20 protein-coding genes and 1 tRNA gene are annotated in these 19,759 nt (G+C 66.1%); 16 read left to right on the top strand and 5 right to left on the bottom strand.

Annotated features, from left to right (window positions below; translation table 11 throughout):
* Positions 1-82 precede the first annotated feature (82 nt).
* The 3 genes from gloB to GRI75_RS04715 form a co-directional block, all read right to left on the bottom strand.
* Positions 83-841: a hydroxyacylglutathione hydrolase gene (gene gloB, locus GRI75_RS04725; RefSeq protein ID WP_160745801.1), complete on the bottom strand. Its 759-nt coding sequence runs from the start codon at positions 839-841 to the stop codon at positions 83-85.
* Between the two features lie 223 nt (positions 842-1,064).
* Positions 1,065-2,771 carry a 30S ribosomal protein S1 gene (gene rpsA / locus GRI75_RS04720; RefSeq protein WP_160745800.1) on the bottom strand — a complete coding sequence of 569 codons (1,707 nt, stop codon included), beginning with the start codon at positions 2,769-2,771 and terminating at the stop codon, positions 1,065-1,067.
* A 266-nt stretch (positions 2,772-3,037) separates the two neighbouring features.
* The gene (locus GRI75_RS04715; RefSeq protein ID WP_160745799.1) at positions 3,038-3,661 is read right to left on the bottom strand and encodes a (d)CMP kinase; all 624 of its coding nucleotides are present in this window, start codon (positions 3,659-3,661) and stop codon (positions 3,038-3,040) included.
* Positions 3,662-3,752: 91 nt separating this feature from the next.
* Between GRI75_RS04715 and GRI75_RS04710 the strand changes: the two genes are divergently transcribed.
* On the top strand, positions 3,753-4,169 hold the full coding sequence (locus tag GRI75_RS04710) for a DMT family transporter (RefSeq protein WP_407925129.1): 417 nt from the start codon (positions 3,753-3,755) through the stop codon (positions 4,167-4,169).
* 146 nt (positions 4,170-4,315) lie between these two features.
* Here GRI75_RS04710 and aroA read toward each other — a convergent pair whose 3' ends face one another.
* Positions 4,316-5,635: a 3-phosphoshikimate 1-carboxyvinyltransferase gene (gene aroA, locus GRI75_RS04705; protein WP_160746006.1), complete on the bottom strand. Its 1,320-nt coding sequence runs from the start codon at positions 5,633-5,635 to the stop codon at positions 4,316-4,318.
* 198 nt (positions 5,636-5,833) lie between these two features.
* Between aroA and GRI75_RS04700 the strand changes: the two genes are divergently transcribed.
* From GRI75_RS04700 to GRI75_RS04675, 6 genes are all read left to right on the top strand, one after another.
* Entirely contained in the window at positions 5,834-6,154 is a 321-nt protein-coding gene (locus GRI75_RS04700; protein WP_160745798.1) for a TIGR02300 family protein, read from the top strand.
* A gap of 109 nt (positions 6,155-6,263) precedes the next feature.
* Positions 6,264-6,339: transfer RNA gene (locus tag GRI75_RS04695), tRNA-Ala, on the top strand.
* A gap of 179 nt (positions 6,340-6,518) precedes the next feature.
* Entirely contained in the window at positions 6,519-7,982 is a 1,464-nt protein-coding gene (ffh, locus tag GRI75_RS04690; protein WP_160745797.1) for a signal recognition particle protein, read from the top strand.
* A gap of 37 nt (positions 7,983-8,019) precedes the next feature.
* Positions 8,020-8,535 (top strand): 30S ribosomal protein S16, encoded by a 516-nt coding sequence (rpsP, locus tag GRI75_RS04685; protein WP_160745796.1) that lies wholly within the window; start codon positions 8,020-8,022, stop codon positions 8,533-8,535.
* 6 nt (positions 8,536-8,541) lie between these two features.
* Entirely contained in the window at positions 8,542-9,048 is a 507-nt protein-coding gene (rimM, locus tag GRI75_RS04680; RefSeq protein WP_160745795.1) for a ribosome maturation factor RimM, read from the top strand.
* 305 nt (positions 9,049-9,353) lie between these two features.
* On the top strand, positions 9,354-10,271 hold the full coding sequence (locus GRI75_RS04675; protein WP_160745794.1) for a LysR substrate-binding domain-containing protein: 918 nt from the start codon (positions 9,354-9,356) through the stop codon (positions 10,269-10,271).
* A gap of 4 nt (positions 10,272-10,275) precedes the next feature.
* Here GRI75_RS04675 and GRI75_RS04670 read toward each other — a convergent pair whose 3' ends face one another.
* On the bottom strand, positions 10,276-11,184 hold the full coding sequence (locus tag GRI75_RS04670) for an NAD(P)/FAD-dependent oxidoreductase (protein WP_160745793.1): 909 nt from the start codon (positions 11,182-11,184) through the stop codon (positions 10,276-10,278).
* An 84-nt stretch (positions 11,185-11,268) separates the two neighbouring features.
* Here GRI75_RS04670 and GRI75_RS04665 point away from each other — a divergent pair, with 84 nt between their 5' ends.
* From GRI75_RS04665 to GRI75_RS04625, 9 genes are all read left to right on the top strand, one after another.
* The gene (locus tag GRI75_RS04665; protein WP_160745792.1) at positions 11,269-11,529 is read left to right on the top strand and encodes an AbrB/MazE/SpoVT family DNA-binding domain-containing protein; all 261 of its coding nucleotides are present in this window, start codon (positions 11,269-11,271) and stop codon (positions 11,527-11,529) included.
* A complete protein-coding gene (locus GRI75_RS04660) occupies positions 11,526-11,909 on the top strand; it encodes a type II toxin-antitoxin system VapC family toxin (RefSeq protein WP_160745791.1) in 384 nt (127 codons plus the stop codon). Before GRI75_RS04665 ends, GRI75_RS04660 begins: the two co-directional genes overlap by 4 nt.
* Positions 11,906-12,637 carry a tRNA (guanosine(37)-N1)-methyltransferase TrmD gene (trmD, locus tag GRI75_RS04655; RefSeq protein WP_160745790.1) on the top strand — a complete coding sequence of 244 codons (732 nt, stop codon included), beginning with the start codon at positions 11,906-11,908 and terminating at the stop codon, positions 12,635-12,637. Before GRI75_RS04660 ends, trmD begins: the two co-directional genes overlap by 4 nt.
* An 11-nt stretch (positions 12,638-12,648) precedes the next feature.
* Positions 12,649-13,023 carry a 50S ribosomal protein L19 gene (gene rplS, locus GRI75_RS04650; protein WP_160745789.1) on the top strand — a complete coding sequence of 125 codons (375 nt, stop codon included), beginning with the start codon at positions 12,649-12,651 and terminating at the stop codon, positions 13,021-13,023.
* A gap of 83 nt (positions 13,024-13,106) precedes the next feature.
* Entirely contained in the window at positions 13,107-15,359 is a 2,253-nt protein-coding gene (locus tag GRI75_RS04645) for a S9 family peptidase (protein WP_160745788.1), read from the top strand.
* Between the two features lie 94 nt (positions 15,360-15,453).
* Positions 15,454-16,479: an aspartate-semialdehyde dehydrogenase gene (locus GRI75_RS04640; protein WP_160745787.1), complete on the top strand. Its 1,026-nt coding sequence runs from the start codon at positions 15,454-15,456 to the stop codon at positions 16,477-16,479.
* 39 nt (positions 16,480-16,518) lie between these two features.
* Positions 16,519-16,962, top strand: coding sequence for a GFA family protein (locus GRI75_RS04635; protein ID WP_160745786.1), 444 nt, complete (start codon positions 16,519-16,521; stop codon positions 16,960-16,962).
* Entirely contained in the window at positions 16,959-17,714 is a 756-nt protein-coding gene (locus GRI75_RS04630; RefSeq protein WP_160745785.1) for an alpha/beta fold hydrolase, read from the top strand. The genes GRI75_RS04635 and GRI75_RS04630 overlap by 4 nt, the downstream gene beginning before the upstream one ends.
* 122 nt (positions 17,715-17,836) lie before the next feature.
* Positions 17,837-19,645 carry a M2 family metallopeptidase gene (locus GRI75_RS04625; RefSeq protein WP_407925128.1) on the top strand — a complete coding sequence of 603 codons (1,809 nt, stop codon included), beginning with the start codon at positions 17,837-17,839 and terminating at the stop codon, positions 19,643-19,645.
* Positions 19,646-19,759 lie beyond the last annotated feature (114 nt).

Below are 19,759 nucleotides of genomic sequence, written 5' to 3'. Positions count from 1 at the left end.
GGTTCGCGTGCCTCCACCACCCCCAACCCCCCTCCTCTGAAGAGGAGGGGGCTTTTCGCGCCCGCGACAGAGCGAGTTCCAGCTAGAAGCTGTCCTTCGCCGCCCTCAGCGCAGCGAACGTCTCCGGCGGCGAGGAGCCGCCCCAGCGGGCGCGCATTTCCGGCGTGTCGGCGCGCAGGAAGGGATTGGTCGCCAGCTCGCGCTTCAGGCTCATCGGAACTGTCGGTTCGCCCGCAGCGCGCTTGCGTGCGATCTCCGCCGCATAGTCCTGCAGCGCCGCGTTCTCGGGATCGGCGTGCAGCGCGAAGCGGGCATTGGCCTGGGTGTACTCGTGCGCGCAGTAGAGGGTCGTTTCAGGCGGCAGCGCCTTCAGCCGTGAGAGGCTCGACCAGAACTGCGGAGGCGAGCCTTCGAACATCCGCCCGCAGCCGAGCGCGAACAGCGAGTCGCCGACGAAGGCGATGCCGGCTTCTGGTAGGTGGTAGGCAATGTGACCCATGGTGTGCCCGCTGACATCGATCACCTGGGCAGTCCATTCGCCGAGCGCCACAGCGTCGCCATCTGCAACGGTGCGGTCGACGCCGGCAATCTTTGGGGCGTCGACCTCCGGCGCTGTGATCGTGCAGCCGGTGGCCGCCTTGATGGCTCTGTTGCCGCCGGCGTGATCGGGGTGCCAGTGGGTGTTCAAGATCTGCGTGATCCGCCAGCCTTTCGCTGCCGCCTCGCGCAAGTAGGCTTCGGCGTCCGGCGTATCGATGCAGGCGGTCTCGCCGCTCTCCGGATCGTGCAGCAGGAAGCCGTAGTTGTCGCTGAGGCAGGGGAACTGGTGAACCTGGAGCATGGGCCGGACCTTAGGGCCCCGGGCAAGCTTAGAAAAGGCCCCGTCATCCCGGACTTGATCCGGGATCGCAGGAAGCGATGTCCGACCAAGCGGACAGCGGTCCCGGGTCAGGCCCGGGACGACGTCCCACAGAAAAGGCCCGCCTGCTCGGGTGAGCGGGCGGGCCTTTCTGTTCGTTACCCCATGGGGTGCAGCAGTCCCGGGCAAGCCCGGGACGACGCCGTTACTCGCCCTGCTTCTTCAGAGCTTCGCTGAGGATGTCGCCCAGCGATGCGCCCGAGTCGGACGAACCGTACTGCTCGACAGCCTGCTTCTCTTCCGAGATCTGGCGGGCCTTGATCGAGAAGTTCGGCTTCTTCGAACGGTCGAAGCCGATGACCATGGCATCGATCTTCTGGCCGGCCTGGAAGCGGTCGGGACGCTGCTCGTCGCGGTCGCGGCCGAGGTCGCTGCGCTTGATGAAGCCGGTCGCGCCGTCGTCGCCAGCCTGGACTTCCAGGCCGCCGTCGCGAACTTCGAGCACGGTCACGGTGACCACGTCGTTCTTCTTCAGGCCGTCGACTGCGGCGCCGCCGGCTGCCGGGGCGCCCTTTTCGAGCTGCTTCATGCCGAGGCTGATGCGCTCCTTGTCGGTGTCGACATCGAGCACGACCGCTTCGACCTGCTCACCCTTGCGGTGCAGGGCAAGCGCGTCTTCGCCGGAGATGCCCCAGGCGATGTCCGACATGTGGACCATGCCGTCCACGTCGCCGGGCAGGCCGATGAACAGGCCGAACTCGGTGGCGTTCTTGACTTCGCCTTCGACCTTCGAGCCGACCGGGTGCTTTTCGGCGAACTCTTCCCACGGGTTGCGCTGGGCCTGCTTGAGGCCGAGCGAGATGCGGCGCTTCTCGGAGTCGACCTCGAGCACCATCACTTCGACTTCCTGCGAGGTCGAGACGATCTTGCCCGGGTGGACGTTCTTCTTGGTCCAGCTCATTTCCGAGACGTGGACCAGGCCTTCGATGCCGGCTTCCAGCTCCACGAACGCACCGTATTCGGTGATGTTCGTGACCGTGCCGGTGACCTTCGCGCCGACCGGATACTTGGCGGCGACAGCGCCCCAGGGATCGCTTTCGAGCTGCTTCATGCCGAGGCTGATGCGCTGGGTTTCGGCGTTGATGCGGATGATCTGCACGGTGACGGTGTCACCGATGTTGATCACCTCGGACGGGTGGTTGACCCGCTTGTAGCTCATGTCGGTGACGTGCAGCAGGCCGTCGATACCGCCGAGATCGACGAATGCGCCGTAGTCGGTGATGTTCTTGACGACGCCGTCGATCACCTGGCCTTCGGCCAGCTTGTCGATCAGCTCGCTGCGCTGTTCTGCGCGCGTCTCTTCCAGGACGGCGCGGCGCGAGACGACGATGTTGCCCCGGCGGCGGTCCATCTTGAGGATCTGGAACGGCTGCGGCATGTCCATCAGCGGGCCCACGTCGCGGACCGGGCGGATGTCGACCTGGCTGCCGGGCAGGAAGGCCACGGCGCCGTCGAGGTCGACGGTGAAGCCGCCCTTGACGCGGCCGAAGATGCGGCCTTCGACGCGCTTGCCTTCGCCGAATTCGTTTTCGAGCTTGTCCCAGGCGGCTTCGCGGCGGGCGCGGTCGCGGCTGAGCATCGCTTCGCCGTCGGCGTTCTCGACGCGGTCGACGAACACTTCGACTTCATCGCCGACGCTGAGAGCCGGCTCGTCTTCGCCGCGGCTGAATTCGCGCAGAGACACGCGGCCTTCGCTCTTCAGGCCCACGTCGATCATGGCCATGCCATTTTCGATCGCGGTGACGGTGCCCTTCACGACACGGCCTTCGAAGCCGCCATCGTCGGCGCCGCCGAGCTGTTCATCGAGGAGTTTCGCGAAATCGTCGCGGGTAGGGGTGGCAGCAGACGCCATAAAGTCGAAATCCTAATTCACGTTTTTCCGGCCAGGCGGTTGTATCCGCCGGTCTTTGTGGCCGAACTGCCCGCGGGGCCGATTGCCTTCGCGAGCGTCCTTTCGGGGCGGGTGGGGCGGGAGCGGAATGGAGCGGCTGAGGCGGAGAACCGCCCAATGTGCCGGCCGTGCAATGAAGCGCGCTCTCGACCCGGGCTACAGCCCGATCGAACGGGCGCGCGCTAGGCGAAAACGCGGCGAAAGGCAAGCGAAACCACGCCTGCCGATCAGGCGCCGAGGTGGGCCTCGACTGCCGCTATGGCCGCAGCGACGGCTGCGTCGCGGTCCAGTTCGGACGTGTCGAGCACGACCGCTCCTTCGGCGGCGCGGAGCGGTGCCTCGGCGCGGGTACGGTCGCGCTCGTCGCGCAGGCGGAGATCGGCTTCGATTTCCTCGAGCGAACGAGCCGCCCCGCGCTCCTGCATTTCCTTCCAGCGGCGTTCGGCGCGCGCTTCCACGCTGGCGGTGACGAACAGCTTCACGTCGGCATCCGGCGCGATCACCGTGCCGATGTCGCGCCCGTCGAGGACCGCGCCGCCGGGTTGCGTGGCGAAAGCGCGCTGTCGTTCGTAGAGCGCCGCGCGGACGGAGGCGTGGACCGAGACACGGCTCGCCAGCCCTCCCGTGACTTCGCTGCGCAACTCCGGGTCCAGCAGCAGCCCGTCGGGGAAAGTCGTGGCGGTCAGTGCGTCGCCGCCATTGTCCGGATCGCCGCCGTCGAGGAAGACCTGGCGGCCCACGGCCCGGTACAGCAGGCCGGTGTCGAGGTGCGGCAGGCCGAAATGCTCCGCCAGGGCGCGGGCGATCGTGCCTTTGCCGGAGGCAGTGGGTCCGTCGACGGCAATGATCATCGAACCCGTCTCGCTGCCATGATCATCGCCGCCCCTCGCTAAAGTGTGCCGCGGCACCTAGTCGGCAAAAGCCGTCTTGAGAACCGGCCTGTTGCAAACTATCTGCGCTGGCGCGGCGGCCACGTCCCCCGTGCCGTTCGCGGCGCTCAAGACCGGGACGGCCCGGCAGCCAACGATGGAGGCTGCCGTGGCTTGGATCATCCTGTTTTTCGCCGGTCTGCTGGAGATCGTCTGGGCCTATGCGATGAAGCTGTCCGACGGCTTTTCGCGCCCGGTGCCGACCGTCGTCACCATTCTGGCGATGTTCCTGAGCTTCGGACTGCTGGCCGCGGCGATGAAATCGCTGCCGCTGGGCACGGCCTATACGGTTTGGACCGGCATCGGCGCGGTCGGCGCGTTCGTGGTCGGCGTGGCCGTACTGGGGGAGGCGGCGAGCCCCATGCGCATCCTCGCCGCGCTGTTGATTGTCGGCGGGCTGGTGCTGATGAAGCTGTCCAGCCCGACTTAGAATCCTCCCCGGGACGGGGAGGGGGACCGCCCGCGTAGCGGGTGGTGGAGGGGGGCTTTGGCCTGGAAGAACGGTAGAGCCAGGCCAAAGCCCCCCTCCGTCGGCGCTACGCGCTGCCACCTCCCCGTCCCGGGGAGGATTTTGGCTCAGGCGGGCTGTGCGGCCTGTTCCAGCAGCGTTTCGAATGCCGGGAAGCTGGTGGCGATTGGGCGCGTGTCGTCCACTTCCACGCCGTCGCGGCTGACGAGGCCGGCCACGGCCATGCTCATGGCGATGCGGTGATCCAGGTGCGTCGCAGCCGGCGAATCGCCGCCCGGCAGCGGATCGCCGCCGGTGCCTTCGATCACGAGGCCGTCCTCGCGCTCCTCCACCCGTGCACCTGCGCCGGCGAGCGCGGCGGCCATTACCGCGATGCGATCGCTTTCCTTGACCCGCAGCTCGTCGAGGCCGCTTGTGACGGTGCGCCCTTGCGCCAGCGCGGCGGCGACGAACAACACAGGGAATTCGTCGATCATGCTCGGGGCGAGGGCGGGGTCGACCTCGACGCCCTTCAGCGCCGAGTGGCGAACCCGCAAGTCCGCGACCGGCTCACCGCCCACTTCGCGCCTGCCCAATTCTTCGATGCTGCCGCCCATCTGGCGCAGCACTTCGAACAGCCCGGCGCGGGTCGGATTGAGGCCGACGTTCTCGATCACCAGGTCGCTGCCCGGCACCACGAGCGCGGCGACGGCGAAGAAGGCGGCGGACGAGGGATCACCCGGCACTTCGATCGTCTGCGGGCGCAAGTCGGCCTCGCCGCGCAGGCGGATGACTCGCTCGCCGTTCTCTTCGTCGACCCACAAGTCGGCGCCGAAGCCCTTGAGCATACGTTCGGTATGGTCGCGCGTCGGCACCGGCTCGGTGACGGTGGTGATCCCGGCGGTGTTGAGCCCGGCGAGCAGCACCGCGCTCTTCACTTGCGCGCTGGCGACCGGAAGCCGGTAGGCGATCGGCACGGCGGGACAGATCCCGCGCAGCATCAGCGGCAGGGTCCCGCCGGGGCTCGCCTCGAAGCTCGCGCCCATTTGGGAGAGTGGCTCGATCACGCGGCCCATCGGGCGCTTGGAGAGGCTGGCGTCGCCGACGAACGTCGCGCTGATCGGATGGCTTGCCACCAGGCCCATCAGCAGCCGCGTGGAGGTGCCTGAGTTGCCCATGTCGAGCGCGCCCGAAGGCTGCAGCAGGCCGCCGACCCCGACGCCTTGGATGCGCCATTCGCCTTCGCCGGTGCGCTCGATCGTCGCGCCCATCGCCCGCAAGGCGGCGGCGGTGGCGAGAACGTCTTCGCCTTCCAGCAGTCCGCTGACCCGCGTCTCGCCCACGGCCAGGGCGCCGAACATCAGCGAACGGTGGCTGATCGACTTATCGCCCGGAACGCGGATCGTGCCGGTGAGCGGGCCCGAGGGGCTGAAGCGGCGCGGGCGCATGGCGCTGGGATCGTGGCTGGACAACAGAGAATTCCCGTGACGGCGAAGGCGCGGGCTTTTGACAGCGCACCTGCCCTATGGCAAGGCGCGCCCCGCTGTTGATTCCGGTCCTTGAATCGCGTCAGGGACAAGCCCATCAAGTTTCACGAGACTTCCGCCTGCCTCACGGGGCGGGCGCGCCAAGAGGAATATTTGTACATGGTCAAGCCAGAGTGGGGCCACAAGCGCAACTGCCCCAAGTGCGGGGAGCGCTTCTACGACCTCGGCAAGGATGAGCCCGTGACCTGCATCGAGTGCGGGAACGAATGGTATCCGGAGCCCGTGCTCAAATCCAAGCAGCCGATTCCCTTCGAAGCGGAGAAGAAGCCGGAGGCGAAGGAAGCCGATTCCGATCTGGCCGACGACGATGAGGATCTCGACATCGACGATGACGAGGATTCGCCCGACAACGACGTCGACCTCGGCGGCGACGACGATCTCGGCGTGACCAAGAGCGACGACGAAGACGAAGACAGCTGACGAATTTTAGGCTTGCGAAGCGGCGGGTGTGCTCATACAGGGACCACCCGCCGGGCCGACAAGGTTCGCGGATGGGACGCCCCCCAGGGCGTTCCGAGATGAATGGTACGGGGCCTTAGCTCAGCTGGGAGAGCGCTACAATGGCATTGTAGAGGTCAGCGGTTCGATCCCGCTAGGCTCCACCATTCAACGGTTTACCGCCCAAACTTGGCAAACCGAACGACCGAAATACACCATGCCCGTTGCATGGAACTGATTGCCGATTTGCCCGCTGGCTGACGAGGTTTCGTCCGCCGGCGTTTTTGGCTTTGGGGCTTTCCCGCCGTTCGGGGAAGCGGCCACGCAGAGAGAGTACGCGACGCCTATGTTCGATACGCTGTCCGATCGCCTGACCGGGGTCTTCGACCGCCTGCGCGGGCGCGGCGCGCTGAACGAACAGGACGTGCGGGAAGCGATGCGCGAAGTCCGCGTCGCCCTGCTCGAAGCCGACGTGGCGCTGCCCGTCGCGCGCAAGTTCATCGATGCGGTGACCGAACGGGCGATCGGCCAGCAGGTCCTGAAGTCGGTCACGCCCGGCCAGCAGGTCGTGAAGATCGTCAATGACGAGCTTGTGGCGATGCTCGGCGGTGAAGGGGCGGAGCCGCTCGTCCTCGAAGCCAGGCCGCCGGTCGTCATCATGATGGTCGGCCTGCAGGGGTCGGGCAAGACCACCACGACCGCCAAGCTCGGCAAGCTGATCCGCGAGAAGCACGGCAAAAAGGCCATGATGGCCTCGCTGGACGTGAACCGTCCGGCAGCGCAGGAGCAGCTCAAGGTGCTCGGCGAGCAGGTCGACGTCGCCACGCTGCCGATCATCGTCGGCCAGCAGCCGGTCGACATCGCTCGGCGCGCGCTCGAATCGGCGAAGCTCCAGGCCGTGGACGTGCTCCTGCTCGACACCGCCGGCCGGCTCCACGTCGACGAAGCGCTTATGGCCGAGATGAAGGCCGTCGCCGGGGTCTCGGCGCCGACCGAAGTGCTGCTGGTGGTCGACTCGCTGACCGGCCAGGACGCGGTCAACGTCGCGCAAAGCTTCTCCGACGAAGTGCCGCTGACCGGCGTGATCCTCACCCGCATGGACGGCGATGCCCGCGGCGGCGCGGCGCTGTCGATGCGCGCGGTCACCGGCAAGCCGATCAAGTTCGCCGGCACCGGCGAGAAGCTCGACGCGATCGAGCCGTTCAGCCCCGAGCGGGTCGCCGGCCGCATCCTCGGCATGGGCGACGTTGTCAGCCTGGTCGAAAAGGCCGCGGCGACGATCCAGAAGGACGATGCCGACCGCCTCGCCTCGCGGATGATGAAGGGTCAGTTCGACCTGAACGACCTGCGCATGCAGCTCAAGCAGATGCAGAACATGGGCGGACTGGGCATGCTCGCGGGCATGCTGCCGGGCATGAAAAAGGCCAAGGCGGCGATGCAGCAGAGCGGCGTCGACGACAAGGTCCTGGTGCACATGGATGCGATCATCGGTTCGATGACCGCGCAGGAACGCGCCCGGCCCGAACTGATGAACGCGCGGCGCAAGAAGCGTGTGGCCGCGGGTTCCGGCCTGCAGGTGCAGGACGTCAACAAGCTGCTCAAGATGCACCAGGAAATGGGCCGCGCGATGAAGCAGATCAAGAAGATGGGCGGGCTCAAGGGCCTCGGCGCGCTGCTCGGCGGCGGCGGAATGGGTGGCGGAATGGGTGGGGGTCAGCCGGGGATCGGCGGACCCGGAGGCGGGGGAATGCCCGGCCTGCCCGGCAATCAGCTCCCCTCCGATATGCTCGACTTCCTCAAAAAGAAATAACGGTTTTCAGATATTTGATACGGAAAGGTGAAGTAAAATGGCTATCTCTCTCAGGCTCTCGCGCGGTGGTGCGAAGAAGCGTCCTTATTACCGCATCGTGGCTGCCGACAGCCGCGCCGCGCGCGACGGCAAGTACCTCGAGCAGATCGGGACCTATAACCCGCTCCTCGCCAAGGACGACGAGAACCGCGTGAAGCTCAACGAAGACCGCGCGCGCTACTGGCTCGGCGTCGGCGCCAAGGCTTCCGACCGCGTGGCTCGTTTCCTCGACGCCGCCGGCATCCAGGAGCGTGCGGCCCGCAACAACCCGAAGAAGGGTGAGCCGGGCCAGGCCGCCAAGGAGCGCGCCGAGGAGAAGGCCGCCAAGGCCGCTGAAGCCGAGGAAGCCGCCAAGGCTGCCGCTGAAGAAGCCGCCGCTCCGGCCGCCGAAGAGACCGCCGTCAGCTCCGACGAGCCTGTCGAAGGTGCGGAAACCCCGGGCGAAGCCGACAACACCGTCGCCGCCAGTTCGGACGAGCCGGTCGAAGGCGCCGAGGACAAGGCCGAGGGCTAAACAGCCTTGGTTTCCAAGGAAGCTGCCCGGGACAAGCCCGTCACGCTGGCCGCCGTCATCGGCGCGCACGGCCTGACGGGCGAAGTCCGCCTGAAGCTGTTCGGCGAGGGCCTCGACACGCTCCGCAGCCACAAGCGTTTCAACGGCGGCACCCTGACGCTGAAGAAGCTGCGCGACGACGGCAAGGGCGGGGCGGTCGCCCGGTTCGAGGAAGTGGCCGACCGCAACGGCGCCGAAGCTCTACGCGGGACCGTGTTGACGGTCCCGCGCTCGGCGCTCCCGCCGCTGGCGGAAGGCGAGTACTACCACGCCGACCTGCTCGGACTGACGGCGGTCTCCGATGCCGGTGAAGCACTGGGCTCGGTCGTCGCGGTCGAGAACTACGGCGCGGGCGATGTGCTCGAGATCGAGCGGCCCACCGGCAAGCGCTTCATGGTCCCGATGATCGAAGCCGCCGTGCCCGCGTGGGACGGCGAGCGCGTCGTCGTCACCACCGCTTTTGCCGAACTCTGACTTCCTGGCTCTAGCGGAACGCCGCAGTCAGCCAGGAGCGAAACGCAACGCGCACGGGCCCAGCTTCAAAAGCGTGCCTTTCGCTGTACGATGGGGCAACGGCTTTAAGGGCTCCGGAGCCGCCCGTAGCGCGAGCCGTCTCCCGCTCCTGCTGCCGGCGGTCTGCGCGGTCTACCCACATCCGTGAAAGCAGTTCGTCCATGATCTTTTCCTTTCGTTCCTGATGGAGCGAATTTGAACCGATCATGCCGGGTTGACCAACAAAACCCCTGGTGCAGCGAATAAGCTGAGCTTATGACCTGCCCATGGACAGGCTGCCTCCGCTTTCCGCAATCAGGGCTTTCGAAGCTGCCGGCCGTCTCGAGCATTTCTCGCGCGCTGCAGAGGAATTGGGCATGACCCAGGCGGCGGTAAGCTATCAGGTGCGGCAACTGGAGGAGCGCATCGGGCATCCGCTGTTCGTCCGTGAGAAAGGCGGCGTGCGGCTGTCCGAGGCAGGCCAGCGTCTGTTGCCGGCGGTCACCGGTGCATTCGCCGAGATGCGCCAGGCATTCGCCGGACTCGACGAGGAGAGCACCGGCGTGCTGTCCGTCAGTGCTTCGGTCTCGCTCGGAGCGACATGGCTATCGGCCCGCATCGGACGGTTTCAACTGGCGTTTCCGGATCTTGCGGTGCGTCTGTCGTTGAGCAACGACGTCGTCGATCTCGCGCGCGGCGAAATCGATTTGGCGATCCGCATCGGCCGTGGCGATTGGGACGGGCTGCGCAGTGATTTTCTGTTCCGTTCACACGTGACGCCCATCTGTTCACCGGAGTTCATCGAGCGACATGAAATCAGGTGTCCGGAGGATCTCCTGCGGGTCGAACGCCTGGCGCCGAACGATCCCTGGTGGGCCGGGTGGTTCGCCGCAGCCGGCGTGGCAGAGTCTCCGGCCCCGCGGCGCGGAGTTGTCCTGGACAGTCAGTCGCAGGAGGCAAGTGCGGTCGAGGCTGGGTTCGGGATCGCGATGATGACCCCGCTCCTGTGGCGCGCTCAACTCGAAAGCGGCAGGCTGGTTCAGCCCTTCGATACGCTCTATCTTCCAGGAAGCTCGAACTGGCTGGTCCACAAGGCGGGAAGGACGGGGGTGCGCAAGATCGAGCGCTTCCGTGAGTGGATCCAGCAGGAGCTGTCCCGCGATGCGGACCTGCTGCCGGAGCCCCTGCTCCTTCCGCCGCGATAGTTGTCTAGCGCCGCAGCGGCTTCTCTTGCGCCAGGTGATTGCGGATCGCGGTCGCTGCGACGCCGGCTTGGCCCATGGCGTGGCTGATCTGGTCCAGCCCGACGACAACGTCGCCGGCGGCGAAGAGGCCGGGGACGGTGGTTTGCAGGTGGTCGTCCACTTCCAGGCAGCTTTGCTCGTTCCCCCGCGCTCCGGCGGCGAGCGCCAGTTCCGAGCGGATGTGCGAGCCGAGCGCCGGATAGATGCTGTCGAACACCATTCGCCCCTCGGCCGTTTGCACGGTGATCTTCTCGTCCACGATCTCGTAGCCGCCGCACGGACCGGAGACGGTGGCGATGCCCGCTTCCGCCAGGCGGCCCGTGCAATCCTCGTCCAGTTCGTGACCCTCCAGCGGTGAGATCAACGTCACATCGGCAGTGAAGCCGCGCAGGAACTCCGCCTCGCGCGTGCCGTGCGTGCCGCTGCCGATCACGGCGACGCGCTTGTCGGTGACTTCAAAGCCGTCGCAGACAGGGCAGTAGCGGAGGAAGCCGCGCTCCAGCGCATTGGCGTGGAAAGCATCGTCCATCTCCGGCGGGCGGTGGTTCATCACGCCCGTGGCCATGAGCACCGTCCGTGCGCGGTACGTGCCGCTGTCGGTGCCGACGGTGAACCCGGCATCGTGACTGGCGAGGTGCTCCACGCGCTTGTCCTCGCAGATGGCGCCGTACTTGCGCGCCTGCGCCAGCATCCGCGCGAGCAGTTTCTTGCCGGAGATGCCGTCCGGAAAGCCGGCGTGATTGTGTGTGCAGGGGATCATGGCTGCGCGGCTGTTGCCGCTGTCGAACAGGCGGATCGAGAGGTGGTAGCGAGCGAGATAGATCGCCGCGGTCAGTCCGGCGGGCCCGGCTCCGATGATGATGCAATCGTCCATAGCTCTGCCAAGCGCCCTGCGGGCGGCTTCGTTCCTTGACGGTGATCGGCCCTGTATATACATCGCGTATATACGGAGTCTGTCATGGACAAGGAATACAAAGCGAAGGTGTTCAAGTCGGGCAATTCGCTGGCGCTTCGCCTGCCGAAGGAGCTGGGGCTGAAGGAAGGCTCGACGATGGTCCTGCGCGAGGAGCAGAGCGGCTATCACTTCGAGCCGGAGGACGCGCCGAAGAAGAAGCTCGACGTCGACAAGTTCTGGGGCAAGGCGAAGGGCATGATCCATGTGCCTCAGCCACGTGAGGATTTCGAACCACGGCCGAGCTCGCTGAAAGCGAAGCCTTGATCCGCTATCTGATCGACTCCGATTGCACGATTTTCACGACGACCGGGCAGCATCCCTGTCTGCGCGAGCGTTTGGGTGATTGTGCGCCTGGAGAAGTCGGCCTCTCGGCGATAAGCTATGCCGAGATTGTGCTTGGAATGGAGCAGGGCAAGCCGCCGACGCCGGAAGCACTGGCACTATTCGTCACCGTCGTGCGCGTGCTGCCGTTCGATGAGGAGGCCGCCCTCGTTTACGCCAAGCTGCCGTTCAAGCGCGCCCGTTTCGACCGCTTGCTCGCGGCGCATGCGCTCAGCATAGGGGCCACCGTGATCAGCAATAACGAAGCGGACTTCGCCAACGTGCCGGGGCTGAAGGTCGAGAACTGGACCCTGCCGCTGTGACTTTCGCCGCTACCGTGCTGACGCTCTATCCCGAGATGTTTCCCGGGCCGCTCGGCCTGTCGCTCGCCGGCCGCGCGTTGGAAGAGGGAACCTGGTCCCTGGAGACGGTCCAGATCCGCGACTTTGCTGCAGACAAGCACCGCACGGTGGACGACACGCCCGCGGGCGGCGGCGCTGGGATGGTGCTGAAGGCGAATGTGCTGGCGGCTGCGGTAGATCACGCGCTGGCGGCACATCCAGGGTCCCCCGTCCTGGCGATGACCCCGCGCGGCAAGCCAATCACCCAGGCGCGGATTCGCGAGCTGGCCGCCGGTTCGGGAGTGACGATCCTGTGCGGCCGGTTCGAGGGCTTCGACGAGCGGATCTTCGCTGGCCGGGAGATCGAGGAAGTCAGCCTAGCGGACATCGTGCTGTCCGGCGGGGAGCCTGCCGCGCTCGCCATTCTCGACGCTTGCATTCGCCTGCTTCCGGGCGTAATGGGCGCGGCTTCAAGCGGGGCCGAGGAATCCTTCGAAGAAGGGCTGCTCGAATACCCGCAATATACCCGACCTCAGGAATGGGAAGGGCGCACGATCCCTGAAGTGCTGCGATCGGGGGATCATGCGAAGATCGCTGCTTGGCGGAAACGGCAGGCGGAAGACGATACACGGTTACGCAGGCCGGACCTTTGGGAGCGTCATCGGGACGCTCGGGACCAGCCTGCCTCTGGCGCGCGGCAGAAGGATTGAAGGAGCCCACCATGGGTCTAATCCAGGAGCTCGAGGCCGAGGCCATCGGTGCACTTAGCGCGGGGAAGGAAGTCCCCGAATTCCGTGCCGGCGATACGCTGCGCGTCGGTGTCCGCGTCGTCGAAGGTGAGCGCACCCGCGTTCAGAACTTCGAAGGCGTCTGCATCGCCCGCTCTAACCGCGGCATCAACAGCAATTTCACCGTTCGCAAGATGAGCTTCGGCGAGGGCGTCGAGCGCGTCTTCCCGATCTATTCGCCGAACGTCGAGAGCATCACCGTGGTCCGCCGCGGCATCGTGCGCCGGGCGAAGCTCTACTATCTGCGCGGCCGCACCGGCAAGCGCGCCCGCATCGCGGAGCGCCGCGAGGTGCAGAAGGAAAGCTGAGGGGTTTCCTCCAACTGCTTTCATGCGTAACGAATCAGGGCGTCCCGCTGGGGCGCCCTTTTTCTTTGCGGAGCCTTGCCCTCATGCGTTCCCTGCCGTTTCTTGCCGCTGCGGGCGCTCTGGCGCTGATGGCCCACCCGGCAATCGCCGCAGCCCAGGAGGACGTGACGCAAGTGCCCGGCAAGGAAGCCATGACCCTGACCTTCGACCGCGTTTTCGCCAGCCCCTCTCTCGACGGCCCTTCGCCGCGTCTGGCCAAGCTCTCACCTGACGGACGCTATCTCACAGTCCTGCGCAACCGCGAGAGCGACCGCGAGCGCTACGATTTGTGGGCCTTCGACCGGCAGAGCGGTGAGTGGCGGATGGTGGTCGACTCCGAGAAGCTCGGGTCGGGCCGCGAACTTTCGGAAGCCGAGAAGATGCAGCGCGAACGGCTGCGGATCGGCGGGCTGAAGGGCATTGTCGCTTACGACTGGTCCGCCGACGGGCAGTCGATCCTCGTGCCGCTGGAGGGCGATCTCTACCTCGCGAGCTTAGACGGCGCGGTGAAGCGGCTGACCGACAGCGAGGAAGGCGAGCTCAACCCGAAGCTGAGTTCCACGGGACGTTACCTCTCGTTCGTGCGCGATCGGCAGCTGTGGGTCGGTCCGGTCGGCGGCGAGGCCAAGCCGGTCACGCCGCTGGAAGCCGAGACGGTGTTCTGGGGCGAGGCGGAGTTCGTCGCGCAGGAAGAGATGAGCCGGATGACCGGCTACTGGTGGTCTCCGGAAGACACGCGCATCGCCGTGGAACGCTTCGACGAAGCCGACGTGGGCATCGTCACCCGCGCGGCGATCGGGGCGAGCGGCACCACGACGTTCGAGCAGCGCTATCCTGTCGCGGGATCGCCCAATGTCGACGTCAGCCTGTTCGTGATGAACCCCGACGGCGGGAACCGCGTCCAGGTCGATCTCGGGCCGGAACGCGACATTTATCTCGCCCGCGTGGACTGGGCGCCGGACGGCAGCACGCTTTACGTCCAGCGCATCGACCGTGGGCAGACTCGGCTCGACATGCTCGCGGTCGATCCGGCGACCGGCAAAAGCCGTGTGCTGTTCAGTGAGAAAGCCGCGCCGGGCCACTGGATCAACCTGAGCGACAACTATCGCTTCCTGCGGGACGGCAGCCTGATCTGGTGGTCGGAGCGGGACGGCTTCGGTCATCTCTACCACTTCGCAGATGGCGAATGGCGGCAGCTTACCAGCGGCGAATGGGTGGTCTCCCGGCTCGACGGTCTCGATGAAGAGGCCGGACGTCTCTACTTCACCGGCACCAAGGACGATGTTCTCGCGCCGCAGGTCTACGCGCTGGATTTTCGCACCCCGGGTGCGCCGCAGCGGCTGACCGAGCTTGCCTTCGCGAACTCGGCGACGATGGACTACAAGGGCAAGACCCTGCTCGTCTCGCGATCCTCCGACAGCCAGCCCAGGCAGGTCTACCTCGCAGACGGCAGCGGCAACCGCCTCGCATGGGTTCAGGAGAACACCCTCGACGCCGACCACCCTTATACGCCCTATCTTCCGAGCCACCGCCCGTCGCAATTCGGTACGGTCGCAGGACCGGACGGGACCACGCTCCACTGGCGGATGGTCACGCCCGAGCTCGAGCCGGGCAAGCGCTACCCGGTGTTCTTCGAGCACTACGGCGGCCCTCATTCGCAGTCGGTCACGCGGGCGTGGGGCGGGGCTCTGGTCCAGGCGATCGTCGACAAAGGCTACATTTTATTCGAGATCGACAACCGCGGCAGCGAGAACCGCGGTGTGGCGTTCGAGAAGGCGATCTACCGCGCGATGGGTGGGCCCGAGGTCGCGGATCAGAAGGCCGGCGCCGAGTACCTCAAGACGCTCGACTTCGTCGATCCGGACAAGATCGCCATCTATGGCTGGTCCTACGGCGGGTACATGACGCTGAAGCAGCTCGAAGCGGACCAGGGGCTATACGCCGCGGGCATCTCCGGCGCGCCCGTGACGAAGTGGGAACTGTACGACACCTTCTATACCGAGCGCTACATGGGCACGCCGCAAGCCGATGCTGCCGCTTATGCCGCGGCCGATGCGCTGGCGGAGGCGGGGAAGATCGCCGATCCGCTGCTGCTGATCCACGGCATGGCCGATGACAACGTCGTGTTCGAGAACAGCTCCGAGCTGATCGCCAAGCTGCAGGCAGAGGCTGTGCCGTTCGAGATGATGCTCTATCCCGGGCAGACCCACCGTGTCGGCGGGCCGAAGATCAGCGTGCACTTGTGGAACACGATCTTCGGTTTCCTCCAGCGCCACGGAGTGACTCCGCCGGAGTGACAAAGCCGCGCTTGCCCCGCGTGTCGCAATTTTGCATTGCGGCGCGCCCCACGCCCACTAGGTGTGCGCGGCAAGCAAGCTAGCGGAGTGTGTAATGGGTTACCGGGTGGTAGTTGTCGGGGCGACGGGCAATGTTGGGCGCGAGATGCTCTCGACCCTCGCCGAGCGGGAGTTTCCGGTGGACGAGGTGGCGGCGGTCGCCAGCGCACGCTCGACCGGCTCCGAGATCGAATTCGGCGACACCGGCAAGATGCTCAAGTGCAAGAACATCGAGCATTTCGACTTCACCGGATGGGACATCGCCCTGTTCTCCGCCGGTTCCGGCCCGGCCAAGGAATACGCGCCGAAGGCCGCTGCCGCCGGCTGCGTGGTGATCGACAACAGCTCCTACTACCGCATGGACCCCGACGTGCCGCTGATCGTGCCGGAAGTGAATCCCGATGCGATCGACGGGTACAAGGCGCGCAACATCATCGCCAACCCCAACTGCTCGACTGCGCAGATGATGGTCGCGCTCAAGCCGCTGCACGATGCGGCCACGATCAAGCGCGTGATCGTCAGCACGTACCAGTCGGTTTCAGGCGCCGGCAAGGGCGGAATGGACGAACTGTTCGAGCAGAGCCGCGCTATCTTCGTCGGCGATTCGGCCGAACCGCGGCAGTTCACCAAGCAGATTGCCTTCAACGTCATCCCGCACATCGACGTGTTCATGGATGACGGCTCCACCAAGGAAGAGTGGAAGATGGTGGTCGAGACCAAGAAGATCCTCGACCCCAAGATCAAGGTCAACGCGACTTGCGTTCGCGTGCCGGTGTTCGTCGGCCACTCGGAATCGATCAACATCGAGTTCGAGCGCGACATCTCGGCCGAGGAAGCGATGAACATCCTGCGCGAGGCGCCGGGGGTAATGCTCATCGACAAGCGCGAGGACGGCGGATACGTCACGCCGGTGGAATGCGTCGGCGACAACGCCACCTTCATCAGCCGCGTCCGCCAGGACCCGACGGTCGAGAACGGCCTGTCGCTGTGGTGCGTGTCGGACAACCTGCGCAAGGGCGCCGCGCTGAACGCGGTGCAGATAGCCGAGTTGCTGGGGCGGCGTCACCTCAAGAAGGGGTGACGCGTTAGCAGGCCGTCCCGGGGTAGAAGGAACGGCGCGATGCGAGAGATGACCGGCGGATGCCAGTGCGGACGGGTGCGCTACAAGGCGCAGGTCGCGGACGGCGAAGCTTATCTGTGCCACTGCCGGATGTGCCAGCGGGCGACCGGCGGCGTCTCGATCGCGTTCAAGAACCTTGCGAAAGCGGACGTCGCTTGGGAGCGCGAGCCTGACTGGTACGCGTCGTCCGCGGTCGCAAGGCGGCCATTCTGCAGCGAGTGCGGTACGCCGCTGGGCTTCGCCTACAACGAGAGCCCGCGGATGGATCTCACCGTCGGCTCGTTCGACGATCCCGCGCCGTTCGTCTCGACCGAGCATTCCGGCGCCGAGAGCCTGCACGAAGCCTGGCTCGATACGAAAGGCCTGCCGCGCCACCGCAGCGACGAGCCGGGCAGCAGCGTTGCCGTGCGTTGGCAAGAAGCCGGGCTCGAGGTGCCGATGTGAGCGACGTCCGAACCGAGCATTTCGCGTCCTTCGACGCCGCCGATCTGGCAATCCACCGAATGGGGGAAGGGCGCCCTGTCCTGCTGCTGCACGGGCTGTTTTCCGACGCCAACACCAACTGGATCCGCTTTGGCCACGCGCAGCGGCTCGCCGACGCCGGGTTCGAGGCGATCATGCCGGACTTGCGGGCGCACGGCGCCAGCGGGAAGCCGCACGAGGCGGCCGCCTATCCTGGCGACGTGCTGGTGAGAGACGCGCAAGCGCTCGTCGCTCATCTCGGCCTCACCGATTACGACCTGGTAGGCTTCTCCCTCGGTGCGCGCACGGCCGTTCGATGCGTGCTGGCGGGGCTCTCGCCTCGGCGCATGGTGCTGGGGGGAATGGGCCTCGAAGGGCTCGCGGGCTGGGACCGCCGCGCCAGCTTCTTCATCGATGCGATCGACCGGTTCGACGAGGTGAAGCACGGCGATCCGGCTTTCTTCGCGGTCGCGTTCATGAGGACCCAGAAAATCGACCGGGTCGCCGCGCGGCTGCTGCTGCAGTCCGTGGACGACACGTCCGCTGCTGAGCTGGCTGGCATGACAGTGCCGACCTTGGTGGTCTGCGGCGAAAAGGACCGCGACAATGGGTCGCCCCAGGCACTTGCCGATGCACTGCCCGACGCACGGTTCCAGGAAGTACCGGGCACTCACATGAGCTCGGTAACGGAGCCGGAGCTGGGAAAAGCCATTGCCGGCTTCCTGGCGGGTTGATTCAGCCGGGCTGCAGGTTCAGACCGGTAGCGTCTGAAACCGGTTTCTCCAATCCCCTCAAGAGGTAGTGCCCTGAAATGAAGGTTTTCGCTTCCGTCGCCCTGCTTGCGCTTGCCGCCGGCATGACCGCACCCGCCGCAGCCCAGCAAGCCGGCGCCGCTCCCGTGCAAACTGCAGCTCCGGCCTATCCGATGACCGCGCAAGGCGCGGCCGACTTCGTCGCCGCCGTGGAGAAGGACCTGTTCGACTACTCGGTGGAGGCAAGCCGGGTGAACTGGGTCAACGCCAACTTCGTGACACCCGATACCGATGCCCTCACTGCGGCCATCAATGCCGTCGGCACCGAAAAATCCGTGAAATACGCCCTGGAGGCCGCCAAGTACGCGGCGGTGCCGGGCCTCGATCCGGTGATAGAGCGCAAGCTGACGATCCTCCGCACCGGTATCGTGCTGCCGGCCCCAACCACTCCGGGCGCGGCGACCGAGTTGAACGAGATCGCCACCAAGCTCTCCTCCCAATACGCGCGCGGGCGCGGCACACTCAACGGGCAGCCGATCGCCGGGTCCGACATCGAGGCCGAGATGGGCAACCTGGAGCGCACGCCGGCCGAGCTCAGCGAGATGTGGGCCAGCTGGCACACCAACGTCGGCGCGCCGATGAAGAACGACTACGCGCGCATGGTCGCCATCGCCAACGAGGGCGCCAAGGAGCTCGGTTTCTCCGACGTCGGCGCGATGTGGCGTTCCAACTATGACATGCCGGCGGACGAGTTCGCCGCAACTGCCGACGCGATCTGGGACGACCTGAAGCCGCTCTACGTGGCGCTGCACACCTACGTGCGCACGAAGCTGAACGAAAAGCACGGCGATGCGGTCCAGCCCGCTACCGGCCCGATCCGGGCAGACTTGCTCGGCAACATGTGGGCGCAGGAGTGGGGCAACATCTACCCGCTCGTGGCACCCGAGGGTGCCGGCGACCTTGGCTACGACCTTACCGAGCTGATCGAGGCCAAGGGCATGACCGAGATCGACATGGTCAAGGCGGGCGAGAACTTCTTCTCCTCGCTCGGCTTCGAGCCGCTGCCCCAGACCTTCTGGGAACGCTCGCTGTTCGTGAAACCGGCCGATCGCGAGGTGCAGTGCCACGCCAGCGCCTGGGATATCGACAACAAGGACGATATCCGTATCAAGATGTGCATCAAGCGCAACGCGGACGACTTCAAGGTCATCCACCACGAGCTCGGCCACAACTATTACCAGCGGGCCTACAAGAACCACAGCTACCTGCACCTCAACGGCGCGAACGACGGGTTCCACGAAGCGATCGGCGACATGGTCGCGCTATCGATCACGCCGGAATACCTGGTGCAGATCGGCCTGCTGGAACGCTCGCAGGTGCCGGGCGCCGACAAGGACCTGGGCCTGCTCCTGCGCGAGGCGATGGACAAGGTCGCGTTCCTGCCGTTCGGCCTGCTGGTCGACAAGTGGCGCTGGGGCGTGTTCGACGGTTCGATCACGCCGGCCAACTACAATCAGGCATGGGTGGACCTGAAGCGGGACTACCAGGGTATCGTGCCGCCGGTCGAACGGCCGGCCGACGCTTTCGACCCGGGCGCCAAGTACCACATCCCGGGCAACACGCCCTACATGCGCTATTTCTTGGCGCGGGTGCTGCAGTTCCAGTTCTTCAAGGCGGCCTGTGACCAGGCCGGATGGAAGGGGCCGCTGCACCGCTGCAGCTTCTACGGGAACAAGGAAGTGGGCCGGAAGCTCAATGCGATGCTGGAGATGGGTGCGAGCAAGCCCTGGCCCGACGCGCTGGAAGCCTTCACCGGAACCCGCGAGATGAGCGGCAAGGCGATGGCCGAGTACTTCGCTCCGCTGAAGACCTGGCTGGACCAGCAGAACAAGGGCAAGCCGCAGGGCTGGTAAAGCTTCCCCATCGCCCTGCTTACAGACGCTGGATTGCAGTCCCGTTTCTGGTTAATGGCGCCGCATTGCGCCAGCCCGGTACTTGCCGGGCTGGCGGAGTGTTCGACCAGGTTG

The organism is Croceibacterium soli (genome assembly GCF_009828065.1).
In the GTDB taxonomy this organism is placed as follows: Bacteria; Pseudomonadota; Alphaproteobacteria; order Sphingomonadales; family Sphingomonadaceae; genus Croceibacterium_B; species Croceibacterium_B soli.
The sequence above is the reverse complement of the archived record's forward strand: the minus strand, read 5'-3'. Positions and strand labels throughout refer to the sequence as shown.